The organism is Streptomyces sp. NPDC003456, assembly GCF_042878735.1.
GTDB lineage: Bacteria > Actinomycetota > Actinomycetes > Streptomycetales > Streptomycetaceae > Streptomyces.
In genome coordinates this window covers 186,874-205,921 of record NZ_JBIAOK010000002.1, presented here as the reverse complement: position 1 = coordinate 205,921, position 19,048 = coordinate 186,874, and the positions used below count along the sequence as shown (strand labels likewise).

Sequence of the window (19,048 nt, the reverse complement as noted above, 5' to 3'; positions counted from 1 at the left end):
CGGAAGTGTTCCCTCCACGTCACGGGGTGGCGCCGCCCCGCGCCTGCCCGCCCTGCAACGGCGCTCCCGGTGACGGTCGTACGGCGCCGCCGCCCGTGTCTGCCCGGCCTTCGGTGGTGCTGCCCGTGCCGGGCAGCCCCTGGCGTTGCCACTCGCGGGGCGTCATGCCGTACGCGGCGCGGAAGGCGCGGCTGAAGTGGCTCGGGCTGACGAAGCCCCAGTGCCGGGCGACGGCCGCGACGCCCCGGTCCGCCGTGCCGGGGCCGAGGAGGTCCCGGCGGCACCGCTCCAGCCGTTGCGTCCGGATCCACTCCCCCACGGTGACGCCCTCGGCCCGGAACAGCTTGTGGAGGTAGCGGACGGACATGAAGTGCGCCGCGGCGATGAGCGGCGGTGACAGCTCGGGATCGGACAGGTGGCGCAGGATGTGGTCCTTGACGCGTACCAGCGTGGCGGCCGCCGCCTGCTCCGCCTGGGGCGCGTACCGGCCGCTCCGCTCGTCGATCAGCACGGCCAGCAGTTCGAGGGCGGTCGCGGCGAACCGGCGGCCGGCGCTGGGGCCGAGGTGCGGTGCCTCGCGTGCCAGGCGGGCGAAGTAGGAGGCGACCAGCGCGGCGCTGCCCTCACGCCCGGAGAAGGCGGTGGCGGTCAGCGCCCGCAGGTCCTCGTCGCGCACCCTGAGCTCCTCGCGCGGGAACTGGAAGGAGGTGAAGCGGAATGCGCCCGGCACCTTCTTGCGGAACGGGCGTGCGGCATCGGACAGGGAGAACTCGCCCGGCCCGATGCGGGTCTCCCGGCCGTCCTGTTCCTTCACCGAGGAACCGCGCTGCTGGAGGGTGAGGATGAGGGCGTCCTCGCCGTCCCGGGCGATCAGCCGCCGGCTGCGCGTGACGACCTGGGGGCCCGCCTGCACCTGCGAGACGCGCAAAGGCCCGAGGCGGTCACCGACGATCCGCCCCGGGGACGGCTCGTCCTGCAGGAGCCGCACGTCGAGCGGGACGAACGTGTGCGACACCGCGTGGTGCCAGCGCTCCCCCCGGTCGGCCGGCGGCAGTGACGCGGTGGAAAGGACGACGGGCACCTGGCTCCCCCTCGGACGTCGTCGGGGCCGGCGGCACGGACCTGCCGCAGACCCCGATGATGTCATCCGGCCCGGCCGCGGCGGTGCGGCGGCGAGCCGAGGGGGACGCCGCTCACTTGGCCAGGAAGGCCAGGAGCGCCGCGTTGACCTCCTCCGCGTGCGTCCACAGCAGGCCGTGCGGGGCGCCCTCGATCTCCACGTAGTCGGCGGCGGCGAGCGCCTTGTGGAAGGGCCGGCCGGTTCCCTCCACCGGCAGGATCCGGTCGGCGGTGCCGTGCAGGATCAGGGCGGGCACGTCGATCGCCGGGATGTCGGCCCGGAAGTCGGTGTACCAGGTGGCGGGGGCGGCAGCGGCGGCGAAGGAGCCGCCCCGGGCGGCCACCTGCCAGCTGTTGCGGACGGCCTCCTCGCTGATCCGGGTGCCGAGGTTCTCGTCGAGGTTGTAGAAGTCCTGGTAGAAGTCGGTGTAGTAGGCGTAGCGGTCGGCCTTCACCGCGGCGATGATCCCGTCGAAGAACTCCTTCGGGGCGACGCCGTCGGGGTTGTCGTCGGACTTCAGCAGGCAGGGCTCCAGCGAGGCGAGGAAGGCGACCTTGGCGACGCGCGCGGAGCCGTGGCGCGCGATGTAGCGGGCGACTTCGCCGGTGCCCATGGAGAAGCCGACGAGGACGGCGTCCCTGAGGTCGAGGGTCTCCATCACGGTGTTCAGGTCGTCCGCGAAGGTGTCGTAGTCGTAGCCGGTCGTCGGCTGCGACGACTGCCCGAAGCCGCGCCGGTCGTAGGTGATCACGCGGTGGCCGGCGTCGAGCAGCGCGGCGCTCTGCCGTTCCCAGGAGTGGCCGTCGAGGGGGAAGCCGTGGATGAGCACGACCGGCTGCCCGGACCCGTGGTCCTCGTAGTAGAGGTCGATGGAGGTGGAGTTCTCCTGGCCCACGGTGATGTACGGCATGTGCTGCGTCCTCGCTTCCGGGCGACTGGTGACGGTACGGGGCCACGCTAGGCCGCGGGGCTTCGGCCCGGTTGCCGCGCCGTGCACGGCGCCTTGCCCGTGGGTGCACATCCGGCCCGTGACCTGCCCGGGGTCACTCGGGCAGCGGCCGGTCGTCCACCACGTGCTTCATGACGAGCGTGGAGTTCAGACGCTGCACGCCGGGCAGCCGGGCGAGTTGACGGTCGTACAGCTGCTGGAACGCGGCGAGGTCGGTGGTGGCCACGCGCAGCAGGTAGTCCGGGTCGCCGAACAGGCGCTGCGCCTGGAGGACGTGCGGGACGGCGGCGACGCCCTCCTCGAACGCGGAGACCGTGTCGGCGTCCTCCCAGCGCAGCGTCACGAAGACCAGCGCCTCGAAGTTCAGGCCCACGGCACCGGGGTCCACCACCGCGCGGTACCCGCGGATCGCGCCCTCGCGCTCCAGGTCGCGCAGCCGGCGGTGACAGGGCGAGACGCTCAGCTTCACGCGGGCCGCGAGCTCGGTGACGGTGAGACGGCCGTCCCGCTGGAGCTCAGTAAGAATTTTCCGGTCGAGGGCATCCATGGCGAAGATTCTGCCTCAGAACCCGCGATCAAGGAGAAAATGAAGGAACACTTTCGGCCGGATCCGGCCTAGCCTTCCTCTCGCACCACGGCACGTGAGAGGGATCGCTTCATGGACACGACGACGCTGGCGGCCTTCCTGGCCGTGGATCTGCTGCTGGTGTTCACCCCGGGCGCGGACTGGGCCTACGCCGTCACCGCGGGCCTGCGGGACCGGACGGTCGTGCCCGCGGTGGCCGGGCTGGTCGCGGGCTACGCCGGGTACACCCTGCTGGCGGTCGCGGGCCTGGTGGTGGTCGTGGCCGGGTCGGCGACCCTGCTGACCGCGCTGACCGTCGCCGGGGCGGGCTATCTGGTGTGGCTCGGCGCGAGCCTGCTGCGGCAGCCCTCCGCGTCCGCTCCCGCCGGGGAGGCCGCCGGCGCGGACGGCTCCTCGGCGCTGCGGGTGATGCTCCGGGGCGCCGGGACCAGCGGGCTGAACCCCAAGGCGCTGCTGCTGTACTTCTCGCTGTTCCCGCAGTTCATCGACCCGGCGGGCGGCTGGCCCGTCGCCGGGCAGACGGGGCTGCTGGGTGCGCTGCACATGACCGTGTGCGCGGTCGTGTACCTGGCCGTCGGCGTCCTGGCCCGCACGGTCCTGCGGGCCCGGCCGGCCGCGGCGCGTGCGGTCACCCGGGTCTCCGGCGTGCTGATGATCGGCATCGGCGCCGTGCTGCTGGCCGAGCGCGCGACGGGGGTCTGGCCGAGCGCCTGACCGGGGCGCGGACCGGAGCCGTCGTGGTGTCGGCGCGCGGTCGCCGCGGGGCCTGCCGCGCGTGCCGGAGCAGGACGGCGGTCACCCGGGGGCCCCGCTGCGGGCGCGCCCGCGGCGGCCGGTGGCGCGACAATCGGGGCAGGAACCCGTGAACGGTCGAGAGGCGTCACACCGGAGGCACCGTGGAGGGACGCGTACCGGAGGGCCTGGCGGTCGTCGTCGACGCCGGCGGGGCGGTCATGGTGTGGAGCGACGGCGCCCGCCTGCTGCTCGGGTTCGACTCCGCCGACGTGGTGGGCAGGCCCGTGACGGACCTGCTCGCCGCCGGGCTCCCGGAGTCCACGCGGCGGCATGTGGCCGACGGGCTCCGCTGGGCCGGCGAGGTGGCGCTGCGGCACCGGGACGGCGACCGGGTCGTGGTCCGGCTGCAGGGGACGCCGCTGGTGGACGCGGACGGCGGTCGGCTGTGGCTGGTGACCGGGACCGCGCCGGCGTACCGGGCCGGACCGGCCGAGCCGGCGACCCTCCCCCTGTGGGACCTCGCACTGGCCCAACTGCCCGTGCCCGTGGCGGTCTACGACCGGGACGCCCGGCTGGTCGCCGCCAACGAGACCATGACCGAGGTGATGGGCCGCACCGAGGAGGAGATGAAGGGCCTCACCCTCCGGGAGATCGAACCCAACCCGCCCTTCGACGAGTACGACCGCCTCCAGCGCCAGGTCCTGCGCACCGGCGAGACGCTCTTCCACGAGTCGCACGGCAAGGCCCCGGGCGAGATCCGGCGGCACGCCTGGTCGATGTTCATGTCCCCGCTGAAGGACAAGACGGGCGCCGTGCGGGGCATGTCGGCGACCGTGTTCGACACGACGGAGCAGTCCTGGGCCCGCCGCCGGCTGGCGGTGCTCAACGAGGCCGGCACGCGGATCGGCAGCACCCTCGACATCACCCGGACGGCCGAGGAGCTGGCCGAGGTCGCCGTGGCCGGCGGGTTCGCCGACTTCGTCACCGTGGACCTGCTGGAGTCCGTCACCGTGGGCGACGAGCCGGGCCCGCTGCCGCGGGACACCCCCGTGACGGTGCGGCGCACCGCGCAGCGGTCGGTGCTGCGGGGCTGCCCGGAGTCGGTGGTCGCCTCCGGCGACACCACCCGCTACCCGGTGGGGACGCTCCCGCTGCGCACCCTGGCCGCGGGCCGGGCCAGCCTGCACCGGCCGGGCGATCCGGAGCTGCGGGGGTGGGTCGCCTCCTCCTCCGCCCGGGCCGAGACCGTGGCCCGGCACATGATCCACTCGGTGGTGCTGGCACCGCTGCGCGCCCGGGGAGTCACCCTGGGCCTGGTCCACTTCCTGCGGCACCGGACCGCGGAGCCGTTCAGCGAGGACGATCTGCTGCTCGCCGAGGAGATCGTCACCCGGGCCGCGGTGAGCGTGGACAACGCCCGCCGCTTCACCCGGGAGCGCCGCACGGCTCTGGCGCTCCAGCGCAGCCTGCTGCCGCGGCGGCCGCCGCGGCTGGCGGCCGTCGACGTCGCCTACCGCTACCTGCCGGCCGGCTACGGCGCGGACATCGGCGGTGACTGGTTCGACGTCATCCCGCTGTCCGGCGCCCGGGTGGCCCTGGTGGTGGGGGACGTGGTGGGCCACGGCGTGCACGCCTCGGCCACGATGGGCCGGTTGCGCACCGCCGTCCGCACCCTCGCGGACGTCGACCTCCCGCCCGACGAGCTGCTCACCCGGCTGGACGACCTGGTCGTCCGGCTGGACCGGGACGAGGGTCCCGGCGCGCGCGGAGCGGACACGCAGTCCGGGCAGGTGGGCGCCACCTGCCTGTACGCCGTGTACGACCCGGTCTCCCGGCGCTGCACGGCGGCCCGCGCCGGGCACCCGCCGCCCGCGCTGGTCACGCCCGGCGGTGCGGTGCGGCTGATGGACCTGCCGGCCGGGCCGCCGCTGGGCCTGGGCGGTCTGCCCTTCGAGGCCGGGGAGCTGCAACTGGAGGAGGGGACCCTGCTCGCCCTGTACACGGACGGCCTCGTCACGGCTCCGGAGCACGACATCGAGAACGGCGTCGGCCTGCTGTGCCGCGCGCTGGGCGATCGTGCGGGCACACTGGACGAGACCTGCGACCGGGTGCTGCGCACACTGCCGGCGGGCAGGCCCGCCGACGACATCGTGCTGATGCTGGCCCGTACGTCCGCGCTCGACGCCGGGCGGGTGCGCAGCTGGCAGCTGCCGCCGGAGCCCTCCGCGGTGGCCCGGGCCCGCAGGATGGCGGGTCAGCAGCTGGCCGCATGGGGGCTGTCGGAGGCCGAGTTCGCGACCGAGCTGATCGTCAGCGAACTCGTCACCAACGCGCTGCGGTACGGCGGCGCCCCCGTCGAGCTGCGCTTGATCCGCGACGCGAGTCTCATCTGCGAGGTGTCCGACGGCAGCAGCACCGCACCGCACCTGCGCCGGGCCCGGGTCTTCGACGAGGGCGGACGGGGGCTGATGCTCGTCGCGCAGCTCGCCGAGCGCTGGGGCAGCCGGCAGACGGCCACGGGCAAGACCATCTGGGCCGAACAGGCCCTGCCCTCGGGCAGGCCGTGAGTCGGCCCGCGCTTCCCCCATTTCAGCGCGGCGCCGCGCACCGGCCGACGTGCCCATCGTCCAGGCCGGAGTCGAAGAGGCCGCGGGTGACAAGGGCGTGGCACGCCGGCAGAGCGTCGACGCGCCCTCCTCGTGGTCCGGTCGGCGGCGCACGGGGCTTGCGGTCCCCTACCCGTGCGGGCCGATACTGGACGACCGGCCACCGCCGTGTCGGGGAGGGACCGTATGACCGTACGCACGGGACGTGTCGAACTGACGCCCGCGGCAGAGGAGTTGCTGCGGCGCCTGACCGCCGCGCACGGGCCGGTGATGTTCCACCAGTCCGGCGGCTGCTGCGACGGCAGCGCGCCGATGTGCTATCCGCGCGGCGAGTTCCGGGTGGGTGCCTCGGACGTCCTGCTGGGCCGGGTGGGCGGTGACACCCCGTTCTGGATGAGCGGCGACCAGTTCCGCTACTGGTCGCACACCCACCTCACCGTGGACGTGGTCCCGGGCCGGGGCAGCGGCTTCTCGCTGGAGGCCCCCGAGGGCGTCCGTTTCCTGCTGCGCTCCCGCCTGCTCACGGACGAGGAACTGCGCCGCATGGAGTCGGAGCCGCCCCTGCCGACCGGCGCGGACGAGACCGCGTAACCGCGGGGATCCCGGCGCCGGTCGGGCTGCGGGGTGTGTCCGGCGCGCGGCTCGGCCGGACTCACAGGGGGCCGGGTGTCGTTCCGCCCTTGAGGCGTTCCAGGTCGGAGGGGCGGACCTGGATGACGACCAGGGCGATCAGCGCGGCCACGGCGGTGAAGACGGCCGCCATGATGAACGCGGCCGAGACGCCGGCGGTGAGGATCTCGTCGGACCAGGGCTTGGGCAGTTGCCCGGTGCGCTCGAACCGCAGCCGTTCCACCGGTGTCGCCTGGCGCAGGAAGTCGGGGACCTGCTTCTCGGCCTCGTTGGTGCTGGCCGTGCCGTACATGGTCACCAGGATGGACAACCCGAGGGAGCCGCCGACCTGCTGGGTGGCGTTGAGGAGCCCGGAGGCCGCGCCGGTCTCGGGGGTGGGCACGTTGGACAGCGCCATCAGGGTCAGCGAGACGAACTCCATGCCCATCCCGAGGCTGAAGACCAGCATCGGGCCGAGGACACTGCCCGCGTAGGTGGAGTGCACGTCGGTCAGGGTGAGCCAGCCCAGTCCGATCGCCGCCAGGATCGCGCCCGTCACCATGAAGGGCTTGGGCCCGTAGACGGGCAGGAACCGCGAGGCCAGGCCGGCGCCGACGGCGATGACCGCGCTGACCGGCAGGAAGGCGAGACCGGCGGCCAACGGGCTGAAGTCCAGCACGTTCTGCACGAACAGGGTCAGGAAGAAGAACATCCCGAAGATCGCGGCGGCGAGGCACAGCATGATGCCGTAGGTGCCCGCGCGGTTGCGGTCGGCGAACATGTGCAGCGGCGTGATGGGCTGTCTCGAGCGCCGCTCCACCAGGACGAACGCCACCAGCAGGACGACCGCCGCGGCGAACGAGCCCAGGGTGAGCGGGTCCCGCCAGCCGTCCTGCGCCGCCCGGATGAAGCCGTACACGAGCAGCACCATGCCCGCCGTGGAGGTGAGGGCGCCGGTGATGTCGAAGCGGCCGGGGTGGCGTTCGGACTCGCGGATCCACTTGGGGGTGGCGAGCACGATCAGCAGTCCGATGGGCACGTTGACGAACAGCACCCACCGCCAGTTGAGCCACTCCACCAGCATCCCGCCGGCCAGCAGGCCGATCGCGCCGCCGCCTGCCGAGACCGCGGCGAACACCCCGAAGGCGCGGTTGCGTTCCGGTCCCTCGCGGAAGGTGGTGCTGATCAGTGCGAGGGAGGTCGGGGAGGCGATCGCGCCGCCCACGCCCTGGAGGGCGCGTGCGCCGAGGAGTTGGCCGGAGTTCTGGGCGAACCCCCCGAGCAGGGAGGCGAACACGAAGAGGAGCACGCCGAAGATGAAGACGCGCCGCCGTCCCAGGATGTCGCCGGCCCGGCCGCCGAGCAGCAACAGGCCGCCGAAGGTGAGGGTGTAGGCGTTCACGACCCACGACAGGCTCGTGGTGGAGAAGTCCAGATCGCTCTGGATGTGCGGCAGAGCGATGTTGACGATGGTGATGTCGAGTACGACCATCAGCTGGCACGAGGCGATGACCAGAAGCGCCATGGCGTTTCCGCCACCACCGGATTCCCTGGTGGTGGTCGCCTGTGGTGCGGCCGGCTGCGGGCTGCTGCCTGCGGTGTCCACCGTTCGACGGTACGCCCGCCTCCTGGGCCTCACCACTCGACCGGCCCCGGCCGGCCACCACCGGGCACGTGGGCGCCCGAACTGAAATCTCCGGGGCGGACGGCGATAATCCGAGCGTGATCCGCGTTCTGCTCGTCGAGCACAGCCGTCTCGTGCGCGGGGCGTTCCACGCCTTGCTGTCGCGCGAGGACGACATCGAGGTCGTCGCCGAGGCCGACGGCGAGGGCGACGTGCTCGCGCGGGCGCTGGCGTGCCGGCCGGACGTGGCCGTGATCGACGTGGACTCCCGCGAGGGCGAGGAACTGGCCGTGCGGGGCGAGCTGCGGGAGCGGCTGCCGGAGTGCCGGATGCTGCTGATGATGGCCTCGACGACACCCGAGCGGCTGCGCCGCCTGCTGGATCTGCACGCCGCCGGGGTCATCAGCACCGACGCCCCGCCGGACCGGCTGGTGTACGGCGTGCGCAAGCTGGTGCGGGGGCAGCGGTTCGTCGACCCGGAGTTCGCGCTGGCGGCGCTGGACGCGGGCGTGAACCCGCTGACCCCGCGCGAGGTGGAGGTGCTGCGGCTGACCGCCGACGGCACGCCCACCCGGGAGATCGCCGAGCGGCTGTGCCTGTCCGTGGCGACGGTCCGCAACCATCTGTCGGCGATCACCCGCAAGACGGGCGGCCGCAACCGCATCGACGCCATCCGGATCGCCACCGAGTCGGGCTGGGTCTGAGCGCCCGCCGCCTCCGTGCCCCGGGCGCCCGGGGGCGCCCCTGAACGCCCCCGGACCGAGGAACGGCCGGGCAGGTCATCGAGGTGTACCTGCCCGGCCCCCGCGGGCCCTCGCGCCCTGTCCCGGGATCTGCCACGAGCATGGCAGAGGCGGCAGGCCGCGGACCAGCACCGTTTGTCACGCCTTCGACGTGAAGCCGTCATCCGCCACCCGGGAGGAACGCCGATGCGGGATGGGTGTTCGGCCGGTGGCTCAGCCCAGGAAGCTCAGGCGCACCGTGCGGTCCGGGTTGTCCCGGTTGGTGTCCACCAGGCACACCGACTGCCAGGTGCCCAGCTCCAGGCGGCCGTCGACGACCGGCAGGGTCGCGTGGGGCGGGACGAGGGCGGGCAGGACGTGGTCGCGGCCGTGGCCGGGGCTGCCGTGCCGGTGCTGCCAGCGGTCGTCGGCGGGGAGCAGGGTGTGCAGCGCGGACAGCAGGTCGTCGTCGCTGCCGGCGCCGGTCTCGAGGACGGCGATCCCGGCGGTGGCGTGCGGGACGAAGACGTTCAGCAGGCCGTCGCGGCCGGCGGCGGCCTCGCGCAGGAACGCCTCGCAGTCACCGGTGATGTCGAGGACCCTCTCCGCGGATCCGGTGCTGACGTTCAGGACTCGAGTGGTGAAGGCATCAGACATGCCCTCCATCCTGGCCCATGCGCCCGGCACCGCCCGGCCACCCCGCCCGGAGGGAAGATCCACGCCTTCGGCCGCGTTGGTAGAAGCGTGAACAATCCGCGCGAGGTGCAGACAGTCGTCATCGGCGCCGGTCAGGCAGGGCTGGCGGCCGCCCACCACCTGCGGCGTGCCGGCTTCGCGCCGGACCGCGACTTCGTCGTGCTGGACCACTCCCCCGGTCCCGGGGGCGCCTGGCAGTTCCGCTGGCCGTCGCTCACGTACGGCAAGGTGCACGGGATGCACGCGCTGCCGGGCATGGAGCTCACGGACGCGGATCCCGCGCGGCCGTCGGCCGAGGTGATCAGCGAGTACTTCGACCGGTACGAGCGGGTCTTCGACCTGCGGGTCAGGCGCCCCGTCGAGGTACGGGCGGTGCGCGAGGGCACCGGCGGCCGGCTCCTGGTGGAGACCTCGGACGGCGACTGGTCGACGCGGACCCTGATCAACGCGACCGGCACCTGGGACCGGCCGTTCTGGCCGCACTACCCGGGCCAGGAGAGCTTCCGCGGACGGCAGCTGCACACGGCTCAGTACCCCGGGCCCGAAACCTTCGCCGGGCAGCGGGTCGTCGTGGTGGGTGGGGGCGCCTCGGGCACCCAGCACCTGCTGGAGATCGCCGGGCACGCGGCGGCCACCACCTGGGTGACCCGGCGTCCGCCCGTGTTCCGCGAGGGACCGTTCGACGAGAACGCGGGCCGGGCGGCGGTCGCGCTCGTCGAGGAGCGGGTGCGGCAGGGACTGCCGCCCCGCAGCGTCGTCTCGGTCACCGGGCTGCCGCTCGACGACGCGATCCGGCGGGGCATCGAGGACGGGGTGCTGGACCGGCAGCCGATGTTCGACCGCATCACCCCCACGGGCGTGGAGTGGAAGGACGGCCGGCACGTCGACGCCGACGTCATCCTCTGGGCCACCGGTTTCCGCGCCGCGATCGACCACCTCGCTCCGCTGCGGCTGCGCGGCCCGGGCGGCGGTATCCGCATGGAGGGCACGCGCACGGTCGCGGACCCGCGGATACACCTGGTCGGCTACGGCCCCTCGGCCAGCACGATCGGGGCCAACCGCGCGGGCCGCGCGGCGGTCCGCGACATCAGGCGCCTGCTGGACCGGGAGCCGGCGGCCGCCGGGGCGGCGCAGGGCCGGCCGCCGTCACCGCACACCGTGGCCCCACCCCGCCACCTCACCCCGCCGCCCGTGCCTGCGGGCTCTTCTGCCGGGCGTTGAACTCCGCGACGTTGCGCTGGTGTTGCTGGTAGTCGGCGGTGAAGCGGGTGTCGCCCGGGCGGACGGTGACGAAGTACAGCCAGTCGCCCGGAGGCGGGTTGACGGCCGCGCGCATCGCCTGCTCGCCCGGGTTGTCGATGGGCGTCGGCGGCAGGCCCATGCGCTGGTACGAGTTGTAGGGGCTGTCCATCTGCGTGTCGCGCAGCGTCGTACGGAGGGTGGAGCGGCCGAGGGCGTAGTTGAGGGTGGAGTCCATCTGGAGCGGCATGCCGCGCTCCAGCCGGTTGAAGACGACCCGGGCGACCTTGCCCATGTCCGCCTTGGTGGCCGCCTCCGCCTGCACGATGCTGGCGATGGTGACGGCCTGGTAGACGTTCATGGCGTTGCGCTGGGCTCCGGCGGCGATGGGAGCGCCGTTGAACTTCTCGTTCGCGGTGTCGACCATCAGCGACAGCAGTTTCTCGGGCGTCGTCTTCTCGCCCAGCGGATACGTCGCCGGGAAGAGGTAGCCCTCGGGGTTGCCGTCGGCGTCGTTCGGCAGTTTCAGCGCGGCCTTGGCGACGACCTTCTTCGTGCTGCCCGCGGGCAGTTCGAGGGCCTTGTCGACGGCCGTGTAGACCTGGCTCGCGCGCCAGCCCTCCGGGACGACCAGGGTCGTGGGCCGCGGGTCGTCCCCGGGCGTCAGGGTCAGCAGCGGCACCGCCACGGCGGTACCGACCACGACGGCTCCGGTCACGACGAGGGCGATGCGGCCCCGGCGCGTCAGTCGAATCGTGCTCCGTGGCGGAGTGTTCTTCTGCATGCGGGCACGGTAACCCGCATATCGTCACAAACCCGGCATATTTTCATTTTGTCGGTTGCAGTTGGGCGTCCCGGCGTACCAGGGCGGCGTACCGGCCGTCCTGCTCCAGCAGTTCCTCGTGGGTGCCGCGTTCGACCGCGCGCCCCGCGTCGAGCACGACGATCTGGTCGGCGCCCCGCACGGTGGACAGCCGGTGCGCGATGGTCAGCGTCGTGCGGTTCGCCGACAGCGCGTCGATGGCGTCCTGCACGGCCGCCTCGGTGCGGGTGTCCAGCGCGCTGGTGGCCTCGTCGAGGATGAGGACCGGCGGGTCGCGCAGGATGGTGCGGGCGATGGCCAGTCGCTGCTTCTCGCCTCCGGAGAAGCGGTGTCCTCGCTCGCCGACGACCGTGTCGTAGCCGTCGGGCAGGGCCGCGATGTGGTCGTGGATCTGCGCCGCCCGTGCCGCCCGCCGCAGTTCCTCGTCGGTGGCGTCGGGTTTGGCGAAGCGCAGGTTGTCGGCGACCGAGGCGTGGAAGAGGTACGTCTCCTGCGAGACGACGCCGACCGCGCGCGCCAGGGTGTCGAAGTCGAGGTCCCGCACGTCGACCCCGTCGAGGGTCACGCGGCCGCCGGTCACGTCGTACAGGCGGGGCACCAGGTAGCCGAGGGTGGACTTGCCGGCGCCGGTCGGGCCGACCACGGCGAGGCTGCCCCCGGCCGGCACGGTGAGGTCGATGCCGTCGAGGATCGGACCGCCCTTGTCGCCGTAGCCGAAGGTGACGTTCTCGAAGCGGATCTCGCCCTTGACGCGGTCGAGGCGGACCGGGTCCGGCCGCTCGGTGATGTCGATCGGCAGGTCGAGGTACTCGAAGATGCGCTGGAACAGCGCGAGCGAGGTCTGGATCTGCACCCCGGTCGACAGCAGGCTGACGGCGGGGCGGAACAGGCCCTGCTGGAGCGAGACGAACGCCACGATCGTGCCGATGGACACCGCGGGGCCGCCCAGTTGGAGGGCCATGCCGGCGGTCCAGTAGATGACGGCGGGCAGGGCGGCCATGACGATGGTGATGACGGCCATGCGCCACCGGCCGGCCATGTTCGAGCGCACTTCGAGGTCGACGAGGTCCTCGGACTCGTCGGCGAAGGACTTCGTGAGGGAGTCGGAGCGGCCCATGGTCCGCCCGAGCAGGATGCCGCTGACGGAGAGCGACTCGGTGACCGTGGCCGCCATGGCCGCCATCTGCTTCTGGCGCTGCGTGGTGATCTTCCGCCGTTCGTCGCCGACGCGGCGGCTGATCCACACGAAGACCGGCAGCAACAGCAGCGAGACGATCGTCAGCCGCCAGTCCAGGGCGATCATCGCGACGATCGTGGCGACCACGCTGGTCAGGTTGGAGACCAGGGAGGTCGCCGTCGAGGTGACGGTGGCCTGCATGCCGCCGATGTCGTTGGCGATGCGCGACTGCACCTCACCGGTGCGGGTGCGCGTGAAGAACGCCAGGGACATGCGCTGGAGCCGGCCGTACACGGCGGTGCGCAGGTCGTGCATGACGCGCTGGCCGACGGTCGTGGAGATCAGGGTCTGCAGGACCCCGAAGACGCTGGTCAGGACGGCGCTGAGGATCATGCCGAGGGCGAGCAGGCTCAGCAGGCCCGTGCGCCCCTGCGGGATCGCGACGTCCAGGATCTCCTTCAGCAGGAAGGGCGTGGCGACCGAGACGAGTGACGCGGCGCCGACCAGCAGGCCGACGATCGCGAGGCGGCCCCGGTAGGGGCGGAACAGACCGAGGATGCGGCGGACCTGCCGGGGCTGCTCCTGCATGCCGTCGGGCGGGGTCCAGGCGATGACGGGGTCGGGACGCATGGGCTCCTTCGCGGGTGGTGCCGCCGGGGTGCGGCGGGTCGGACCGTCGTTCATTGTTACCTCAACTCACAATGAACGTCATCCTGATATTGTTCCCGGCATGACCACGCCCGACGCCGACGGACTTCTCGCCGAGCAGCTGCTGCGGCTCACCCGCCGGGTGCATCGCATCCAGAAGCGTCATCTGCAGCAGCGAGAGCTGGGCGTCACACCGGCCCAGTCGCGGCTGCTGCGCACGCTCGCGCACTGGGGTTCGCCGCCGCGCATGGCCGATCTGGCCGAGCGGCTGGAGGTGGTGCCGCGTGCCGTGACGACCCTGGTGGACGGGCTGGAGGCGAGCGGGAAGGTGCGGCGGGTCCCCGACCCGGCGAACCGGCGCGTCATCCGCATCGAGCTCACGGACGAGGGCCGGTCCACGCTGCGCGAGCTGCACACCGTGCGCAGGTCGGCGGCGGAGGAGATCCTCGCCCCGCTGACGGAGGACCAGCGCGAGACGCTGGGCGGGCTGCTGGACACGCTGATCGACGGGACGCCGGCGGAGCGCTGCTGACCGCCCGGACGCGCTCCTCCGGGCTGCGGCACGCACAGGGTCGGCCCGGCCGCCACCGGTTGTGTGACAGACGGGAGCGGTACTCCGGTCAGCACCGGTTGCGGCAGCACTGCGAGCCGATGGCGGACGCGTCTTGCGAGCTCGCGTTCCGTCATGGGGGTCTCCCAGAGACGGGAGACCCACCTGTCAATAGCGTCCGTCAGTTCTGGACCTAGGCCGCCAGGTGGGCCTTGTCCCCCATCACGACCACGGGATGCCGGCGCGGGTCGAGCGTGCGCAGCAGGTACCTCATCGCCGACTTGGGCACACTGACGCAGGCCGACGTGCCGCTGCCGTGATCCATGTGCAACCAGATTCCGCCGCCCTTCTTCTGACCCTCGGGGCGGGTCGGATCGTTCGGCGGGGTGCCCTTGACGCGGTTGTAGTCGATGGCGATCACGTAGTCGAAGTCGTGCCAGTGCGACCGGGCCCACCAGCGCGGGGCGGCGAAGGCCGCGGAGCGGGTGTACGGCAGCCCGGATCCCGGGTCCGGCAGCACGCCGCCGGCGTCGCTGAGGGTGAACACGCCCACGGGGCTGCGGTCGTCGTCCTCGTGGTGGTCGGTGGTCCAGCCCTTCTTGCCGTTGTGCCCGTCCCAGCCGCGCTCCCGCTGCCAGGTCGAACCGTGCTTGGTGTAGAGGACGACCCTGGCGTCGGCGGAGTCCTTCCCGTCCCCGTAGACCGCGACGACCTGACGGGAACCGGACGGGATCCGCCGCTGGAGCCGGTCCCCTACCCCGGGGATGCGGGTCGGATCGGCCGTGGCCGCGTGGGTGCGGGTCGCCGGGCGCGCGGCGTCCGTCCCACCGCCGCCCTGCGCGCCGCCGCAGGCGGACAGAACCGTCAGGAAAGAGGCGGCGACCGCCGTCGCGGTCACCGCTCGTCGTACGCCACCACTGTGCATCGCTCCATGGTCGCACCGCGCTCCGGGCGGCAGCGGGCCGGGTCGCCCGCTCGACGGCCGTGTCCCGTCCGGCCGTCGGCCGGAAAACCGTTTGCCTCCGGCCGCGTCGCAACGCGAACCTGTCACGGTTTGCTGCCTTCGGCCCCGCACCTCTCCCGCTCCTCCCCCCTCCCTTCCCGTCCGCTCCCCTCCGCTCCCCTCCCCCTTCCGCCTGACACGAGCCACTGGGACGTCATGCAGATCCAAGACCTTCCGTATCCCGACCCGGGCGTACCGGACACGCGTTCGGGCTCCCGCTTCCTGTGGTGGCTGTTCCGGAACCAGCTGGGCGGGCAGCTGAAGGCGCTCGCCTGGGGCCTGCTGCACTTCGGCTGCGTCGCCGCGCTGCCGTTTTGCGTGGGTGTCGCCGTGCAGGCCGTCGTCGACCGCTCCGGGTCGCAACTCGCCCTGGCGGGCGGGCTGCTGGCGCTGGCCTGCGCCGGAAGCGCGCTCGGCGACACCTTCCTGCACCGCGCGGCCGTCACCAACTGGATCACGGCGGCGGCCCGGGTCCAGCAGCTCCTCGCCCGCAAGGCCGCACGACTGGGCTCGGCACTGACCCGGCGGGTGGCGGCCGGTGAGGTCGTGGCGGTCTCCACGGGCGACGTGGAGAAGATCGGCTGGTTCGTGGAGGCCCTGTCCCGCTTCACCGCGGCCGTCGTCACGGTCGTGCTGGTCTGCGCCGCGCTGCTCGTCCACCAGCCCTCGCTCGGTGTCGTCGTCGCCGCGGGCCTGCCCGTGGTGGCGCTGGCCGTGCTCCCGTTGCTGCCGCGCGCCACCCGGCGCGCCGACGTCCAGCGCGAGAAGGCGGGCCGCGCCACCGAACTCGCCTCCGACACCGTCGCCGGTCTGCGCGTGCTGCGCGGCATCGGCGGTGAGGAGCTGTTCCTCGACCGCTACCGCCGCGCCTCCCAGGAGGTCCGGCACGCGGCCGTGCGCAGCGCCCGCATGTGGTCCCTGATCTCGGCGATCCAGGTACTGCTGCCCGGCCTGCTGCTGGTCGGCCTCGTCTGGTACGGCGTGCACCTGGCGCGCCAGGGCCGGATCACGGTCGGCGAACTGGTCACCGTCTACAGCTCGGTGATGATCCTCAGCTATCCGCTGCGCCACTTCGAGGAGATCGCCATGGCGTACTCCTTCTCCCGGCCCTCCGCACGGCGCGCGGCGGGTGTGCTGGCGCTGGAGCGGGCGACGGACAGCAAGGGCACGCGGGCGGCCGCTCGCCTCTCGGGAGACCTGTACGACCCTCGGACCGGGCTGCTCGCCCGCGCGGGGCAGCTCACGGCGGTGGTGTGCGGCGACCCGGACGCGGCGGGCCGGCTGGCCGAACGCCTGGGCGGGCACCCGTCGCAGGAGGGCACCTCCGTACTGCTCGGAGGTGTCCCGCTCGACGAACTCCCGCTGGCGGACGCCCGGTCGGCCGTCCTGGTCCAGGACAAGGACCCGGTGCTGCTGTCGGGCACCCTGCGGGAACTGCTCGACGTGCCCGCCTCCGGTGAGGTGGAGCCGCGGCGGGCGCTGGCGGCCGCGCAGTGCGACGACGTGCTGGCGGCGCTGGTGCAGGGCTCGCTGGACGCCGACGACCCCATGGACGCGCGGATCACCGAGCGCGGCCGGTCGCTGTCCGGCGGTCAGCGCCAGCGGCTCGCCCTCGCCCGCTCACTGGTCACGGACCCGCGGGTCCTCGTGCTGGACGAGCCGACCTCGGCCGTCGACTCGCACACCGAGGCCCGGATCGCGGCCGGCGTACGCGAGGTGCGCGCAGGGCGCACGACCGTGGTGTTCACCTCCTCCCCGTTGCTGCTGGACCGGGCCGACCGGGTCGCCTTCCTGCACGAGGGCGAGGTCGTTGCGGCCGGGACCCACCGGGAGCTGGTGCTGAGCGAGCCGCGCTACCGGGCGGTGGTCACGCGGGAGACCGACGACGAGGCGGCGACGGCGCCGGACGGCCGGCAGGACGACGCTCCGCACGACGACGCTGCGCGGGAGGGCAATCCGCGGGCGGGCGATCCGCAGGAGGTCGGCCCCCGGGGAGACGGTCGGCAGGACCGGGGCCCTAGGGACGACGTCCTGCGGGCCGAGCTGATGGAGGCGGACGTGATGCGGGACCTGGAAGAGATCGAGGAGAAGGCATGATCGGCGTCGCACCACCGGCCTACGACCCGGCGGCCCCGACGACGGCGAGCACCCTGCCGGTCGGCGCCCCGGCGACCGTCCGCGCCTACGTCACCGAACTGCTGCGCCGGCACCGGCGCGCGTTCGCGGTCCTGGTCGCCGTCAACACCGTGGCCGTCCTCGCCTCGATGGCCGGACCGTGGCTGCTGGGCGGGCTCGTGGAGCGGGTGTCCGACGGGGCGCGTGACCTGCGGCTGGAACTCACCGCGGGTCTCTTCCTGACCGCACTGGTCGTGCAGGCCCTGTTCGTCCGCGAGGTGCGGCTGCGGGGCGCGGTGCTGGGCGAGCGGATGCTGGCCGACCTGCGCGAGGACTTCCTCATCCGCTCGGTCGGACTGCCGCCAGGCGTGCTGGAGCGGGCCGGCACCGGTGACCTGCTGTCGCGGATCACGACCGACATCGACCGGCTGGGCAACGCGATGCGCGAGGCCGTGCCGCAGCTGTCGATCGGTGTGGTGTGGGTGGTCGTGCTGATGGGCGGGCTGGTCGCCACCGCGCCACCGCTGGCCCTCGCCGTGCTGGTCGCCCTGCCGCTGCTGATCGCCGGCTGCCGCTGGTACTTCCGGCGGGCGCCCTCGGCCTACCGTTCGGAGGCCGCCGGCTACGCCGCCGTGGCCGCCGCGCTGGCCGAGACCGTCGACGCCGGGCGCACCGTCGAGGCACACCGCCTCGGCGACCGCCGCATCGCGCTGTCGGAGCGACGGATCCGGGAGTGGACCGCCTGGGAGCGGTACACGCTCTGGCTGCGGTCGGTGCTCTTCCCGGTCATCAACGTCACCCACTTCACCGTGCTCGCCTCGGTGCTGATGATCGGCGGCGTGTTCGCCCTGGAGGGGTGGATCGACGTCGGCCAGCTCACCACCGGCGCGCTCATCGCCCAGATGCTGGTCGACCCGGTCGGGCTGATCCTGCGCTGGTACGACGAGCTGCAGGTGGCGCAGGTGTCCCTGGCCCGGCTGGTCGGCGTGCGGGACATCCAGCCCGACCGGGGCGATCCGGCGACGTCCCCCGAGGGGCGGCACGTGCGCGCCGACCGGGTGCACTTCGGCTACCTGGAGGGCGTGGACGTCCTGCGCAAGGTGTCCCTGGAGGTCTCCCCCGGCACCCGGCTGGCCCTGGTCGGCCCCTCGGGCGCGGGCAAGTCCACGCTGGGACGGCTGCTCGCCGGGATCTACGCGCCCCGGGACGGCCGGATCACGCTGGGCGAGGCGGAGCTGTCCCGCATGCCCGCCGAACGCGTCCGTGAGCACGTGGCGCTGGTCAACCAGGAGCATCACGTGTTCGTCGGGTCCCTGCGCGACAACCTCCGGCTGGCCAGGACTGGGGCGGTCGACGCCGAGCTGTGGGCCGCACTGGGCGCGGTCGACGCGGACGGATGGGCCCGGGCGCTGGAGGACGGCCTGGACACCGAGGTCGGCTCGGGCGGCCTCGCGCTCACCCCCGCCCAGGCCCAGCAGATCGCGCTGGCCCGCCTGGTGCTGGCCGACCCGCACACGCTCGTTCTCGACGAGGCGACGTCCCTGCTCGACCCACGCGCCGCCCGCCACCTGGAACGCTCACTGGCCCGGGTCCTCGACGGCCGCACCGTCGTCGCCATCGCCCACCGGCTGCACACCGCGCACGACGCGGACGTCATCGCCGTGGTCGAGAACGGGCGGATCAGCGAACTGGGCAGCCACGACGAACTGGTCGCGGCCGACGGTGCGTACGCGGCGCTGTGGCGGTCCTGGCACGGGTGAGGGCTGCGGGCGCGGGCCCGGGCCCCGCGGCGTCCTGGCGTTGCGCGGTCCCGAGGCTCGGTGGAACTCTGGAATCAGGCACCGGC

Annotated in this window: 16 protein-coding genes; 8 read left to right on the top strand and 8 right to left on the bottom strand. The window is 73.3% G+C overall.

Translation table 11 applies throughout. The annotated features are described in order from the left end of the window. Positions 1-19: 19 nt before the first annotated feature. The 3 genes from ACFYWG_RS06480 to ACFYWG_RS06470 all read right to left on the bottom strand — a co-directional run bounded on the left by ACFYWG_RS06480 (position 20) and on the right by ACFYWG_RS06470 (position 2,616). Positions 20-1,081: a helix-turn-helix domain-containing protein gene (locus tag ACFYWG_RS06480; RefSeq protein ID WP_385414757.1), complete on the bottom strand. Its 1,062-nt coding sequence runs from the start codon at positions 1,079-1,081 to the stop codon at positions 20-22. A 112-nt stretch (positions 1,082-1,193) separates the two neighbouring features. Continuing rightward, a complete protein-coding gene (locus tag ACFYWG_RS06475; protein WP_376326310.1) occupies positions 1,194-2,030 on the bottom strand; it encodes an alpha/beta fold hydrolase in 837 nt (278 codons plus the stop codon). A gap of 133 nt (positions 2,031-2,163) precedes the next feature. Further along, entirely contained in the window at positions 2,164-2,616 is a 453-nt protein-coding gene (locus ACFYWG_RS06470; protein ID WP_376326309.1) for an Lrp/AsnC family transcriptional regulator, read from the bottom strand. A 111-nt stretch (positions 2,617-2,727) separates the two neighbouring features. Here ACFYWG_RS06470 and ACFYWG_RS06465 point away from each other — a divergent pair, with 111 nt between their 5' ends. From ACFYWG_RS06465 to ACFYWG_RS06455, 3 genes are all read left to right on the top strand, one after another. Next, the gene (locus ACFYWG_RS06465; RefSeq protein ID WP_385414761.1) at positions 2,728-3,369 is read left to right on the top strand and encodes a LysE family translocator; all 642 of its coding nucleotides are present in this window, start codon (positions 2,728-2,730) and stop codon (positions 3,367-3,369) included. 182 nt (positions 3,370-3,551) lie between these two features. Further along, positions 3,552-5,957, top strand: a complete 2,406-nt coding sequence (locus ACFYWG_RS06460) for a SpoIIE family protein phosphatase (RefSeq protein WP_389199685.1) — start codon at positions 3,552-3,554, stop codon at positions 5,955-5,957. A gap of 225 nt (positions 5,958-6,182) precedes the next feature. Beyond that, positions 6,183-6,587, top strand: a complete 405-nt coding sequence (locus ACFYWG_RS06455) for a DUF779 domain-containing protein (RefSeq protein ID WP_385414766.1) — start codon at positions 6,183-6,185, stop codon at positions 6,585-6,587. Positions 6,588-6,648: 61 nt separating this feature from the next. Here the strand turns inward: ACFYWG_RS06455 and ACFYWG_RS06450 are convergent, their stop codons facing one another. Further along, positions 6,649-8,130, bottom strand: coding sequence for an MFS transporter (locus ACFYWG_RS06450; RefSeq protein ID WP_376326413.1), 1,482 nt, complete (start codon positions 8,128-8,130; stop codon positions 6,649-6,651). 197 nt (positions 8,131-8,327) lie between these two features. Between ACFYWG_RS06450 and ACFYWG_RS06445 the strand changes: the two genes are divergently transcribed. Next, positions 8,328-8,933, top strand: a complete 606-nt coding sequence (locus ACFYWG_RS06445) for a response regulator transcription factor (RefSeq protein WP_376326304.1) — start codon at positions 8,328-8,330, stop codon at positions 8,931-8,933. A gap of 252 nt (positions 8,934-9,185) precedes the next feature. Here the strand turns inward: ACFYWG_RS06445 and ACFYWG_RS06440 are convergent, their stop codons facing one another. Beyond that, positions 9,186-9,608, bottom strand: coding sequence for a secondary thiamine-phosphate synthase enzyme YjbQ (locus ACFYWG_RS06440; RefSeq protein ID WP_383507275.1), 423 nt, complete (start codon positions 9,606-9,608; stop codon positions 9,186-9,188). 87 nt (positions 9,609-9,695) lie between these two features. Between ACFYWG_RS06440 and ACFYWG_RS06435 the strand changes: the two genes are divergently transcribed. Then, a complete protein-coding gene (locus ACFYWG_RS06435; RefSeq protein ID WP_389199682.1) occupies positions 9,696-10,868 on the top strand; it encodes an NAD(P)-binding domain-containing protein in 1,173 nt (390 codons plus the stop codon). On the opposite strand, the gene mltG is transcribed toward ACFYWG_RS06435, so the two are convergent. Together mltG and ACFYWG_RS06425 are read right to left on the bottom strand one after the other, a co-directional pair. Beyond that, positions 10,825-11,670, bottom strand: coding sequence for an endolytic transglycosylase MltG (gene mltG, locus ACFYWG_RS06430; RefSeq protein ID WP_389199680.1), 846 nt, complete (start codon positions 11,668-11,670; stop codon positions 10,825-10,827). The genes ACFYWG_RS06435 and mltG overlap by 44 nt on opposite strands. A 43-nt stretch (positions 11,671-11,713) precedes the next feature. Next, complete coding sequence (locus ACFYWG_RS06425) at positions 11,714-13,516, bottom strand: ABC transporter ATP-binding protein (protein ID WP_389199677.1); 1,803 nt, start codon at positions 13,514-13,516, stop codon at positions 11,714-11,716. A gap of 100 nt (positions 13,517-13,616) precedes the next feature. On the opposite strand from ACFYWG_RS06425, the gene ACFYWG_RS06420 reads away from it, so the two are divergent. Further along, positions 13,617-14,066, top strand: coding sequence for a MarR family winged helix-turn-helix transcriptional regulator (locus tag ACFYWG_RS06420; RefSeq protein WP_389199675.1), 450 nt, complete (start codon positions 13,617-13,619; stop codon positions 14,064-14,066). Positions 14,067-14,277: 211 nt separating this feature from the next. Here the strand turns inward: ACFYWG_RS06420 and ACFYWG_RS06415 are convergent, their stop codons facing one another. Then, positions 14,278-15,009 carry a hypothetical protein gene (locus tag ACFYWG_RS06415; RefSeq protein WP_385414778.1) on the bottom strand — a complete coding sequence of 244 codons (732 nt, stop codon included), beginning with the start codon at positions 15,007-15,009 and terminating at the stop codon, positions 14,278-14,280. 234 nt (positions 15,010-15,243) lie between these two features. Here ACFYWG_RS06415 and ACFYWG_RS06410 point away from each other — a divergent pair, with 234 nt between their 5' ends. Both ACFYWG_RS06410 and ACFYWG_RS06405 read left to right on the top strand, forming a co-directional pair. Beyond that, positions 15,244-17,184 (top strand): ABC transporter ATP-binding protein, encoded by a 1,941-nt coding sequence (locus ACFYWG_RS06410; protein WP_389199672.1) that lies wholly within the window; start codon positions 15,244-15,246, stop codon positions 17,182-17,184. Then, complete coding sequence (locus ACFYWG_RS06405) at positions 17,181-18,962, top strand: ABC transporter ATP-binding protein (protein ID WP_389199670.1); 1,782 nt, start codon at positions 17,181-17,183, stop codon at positions 18,960-18,962. The genes ACFYWG_RS06410 and ACFYWG_RS06405 overlap by 4 nt, the downstream gene beginning before the upstream one ends. The last annotated feature ends 86 nt before the right edge of the window (positions 18,963-19,048 follow it).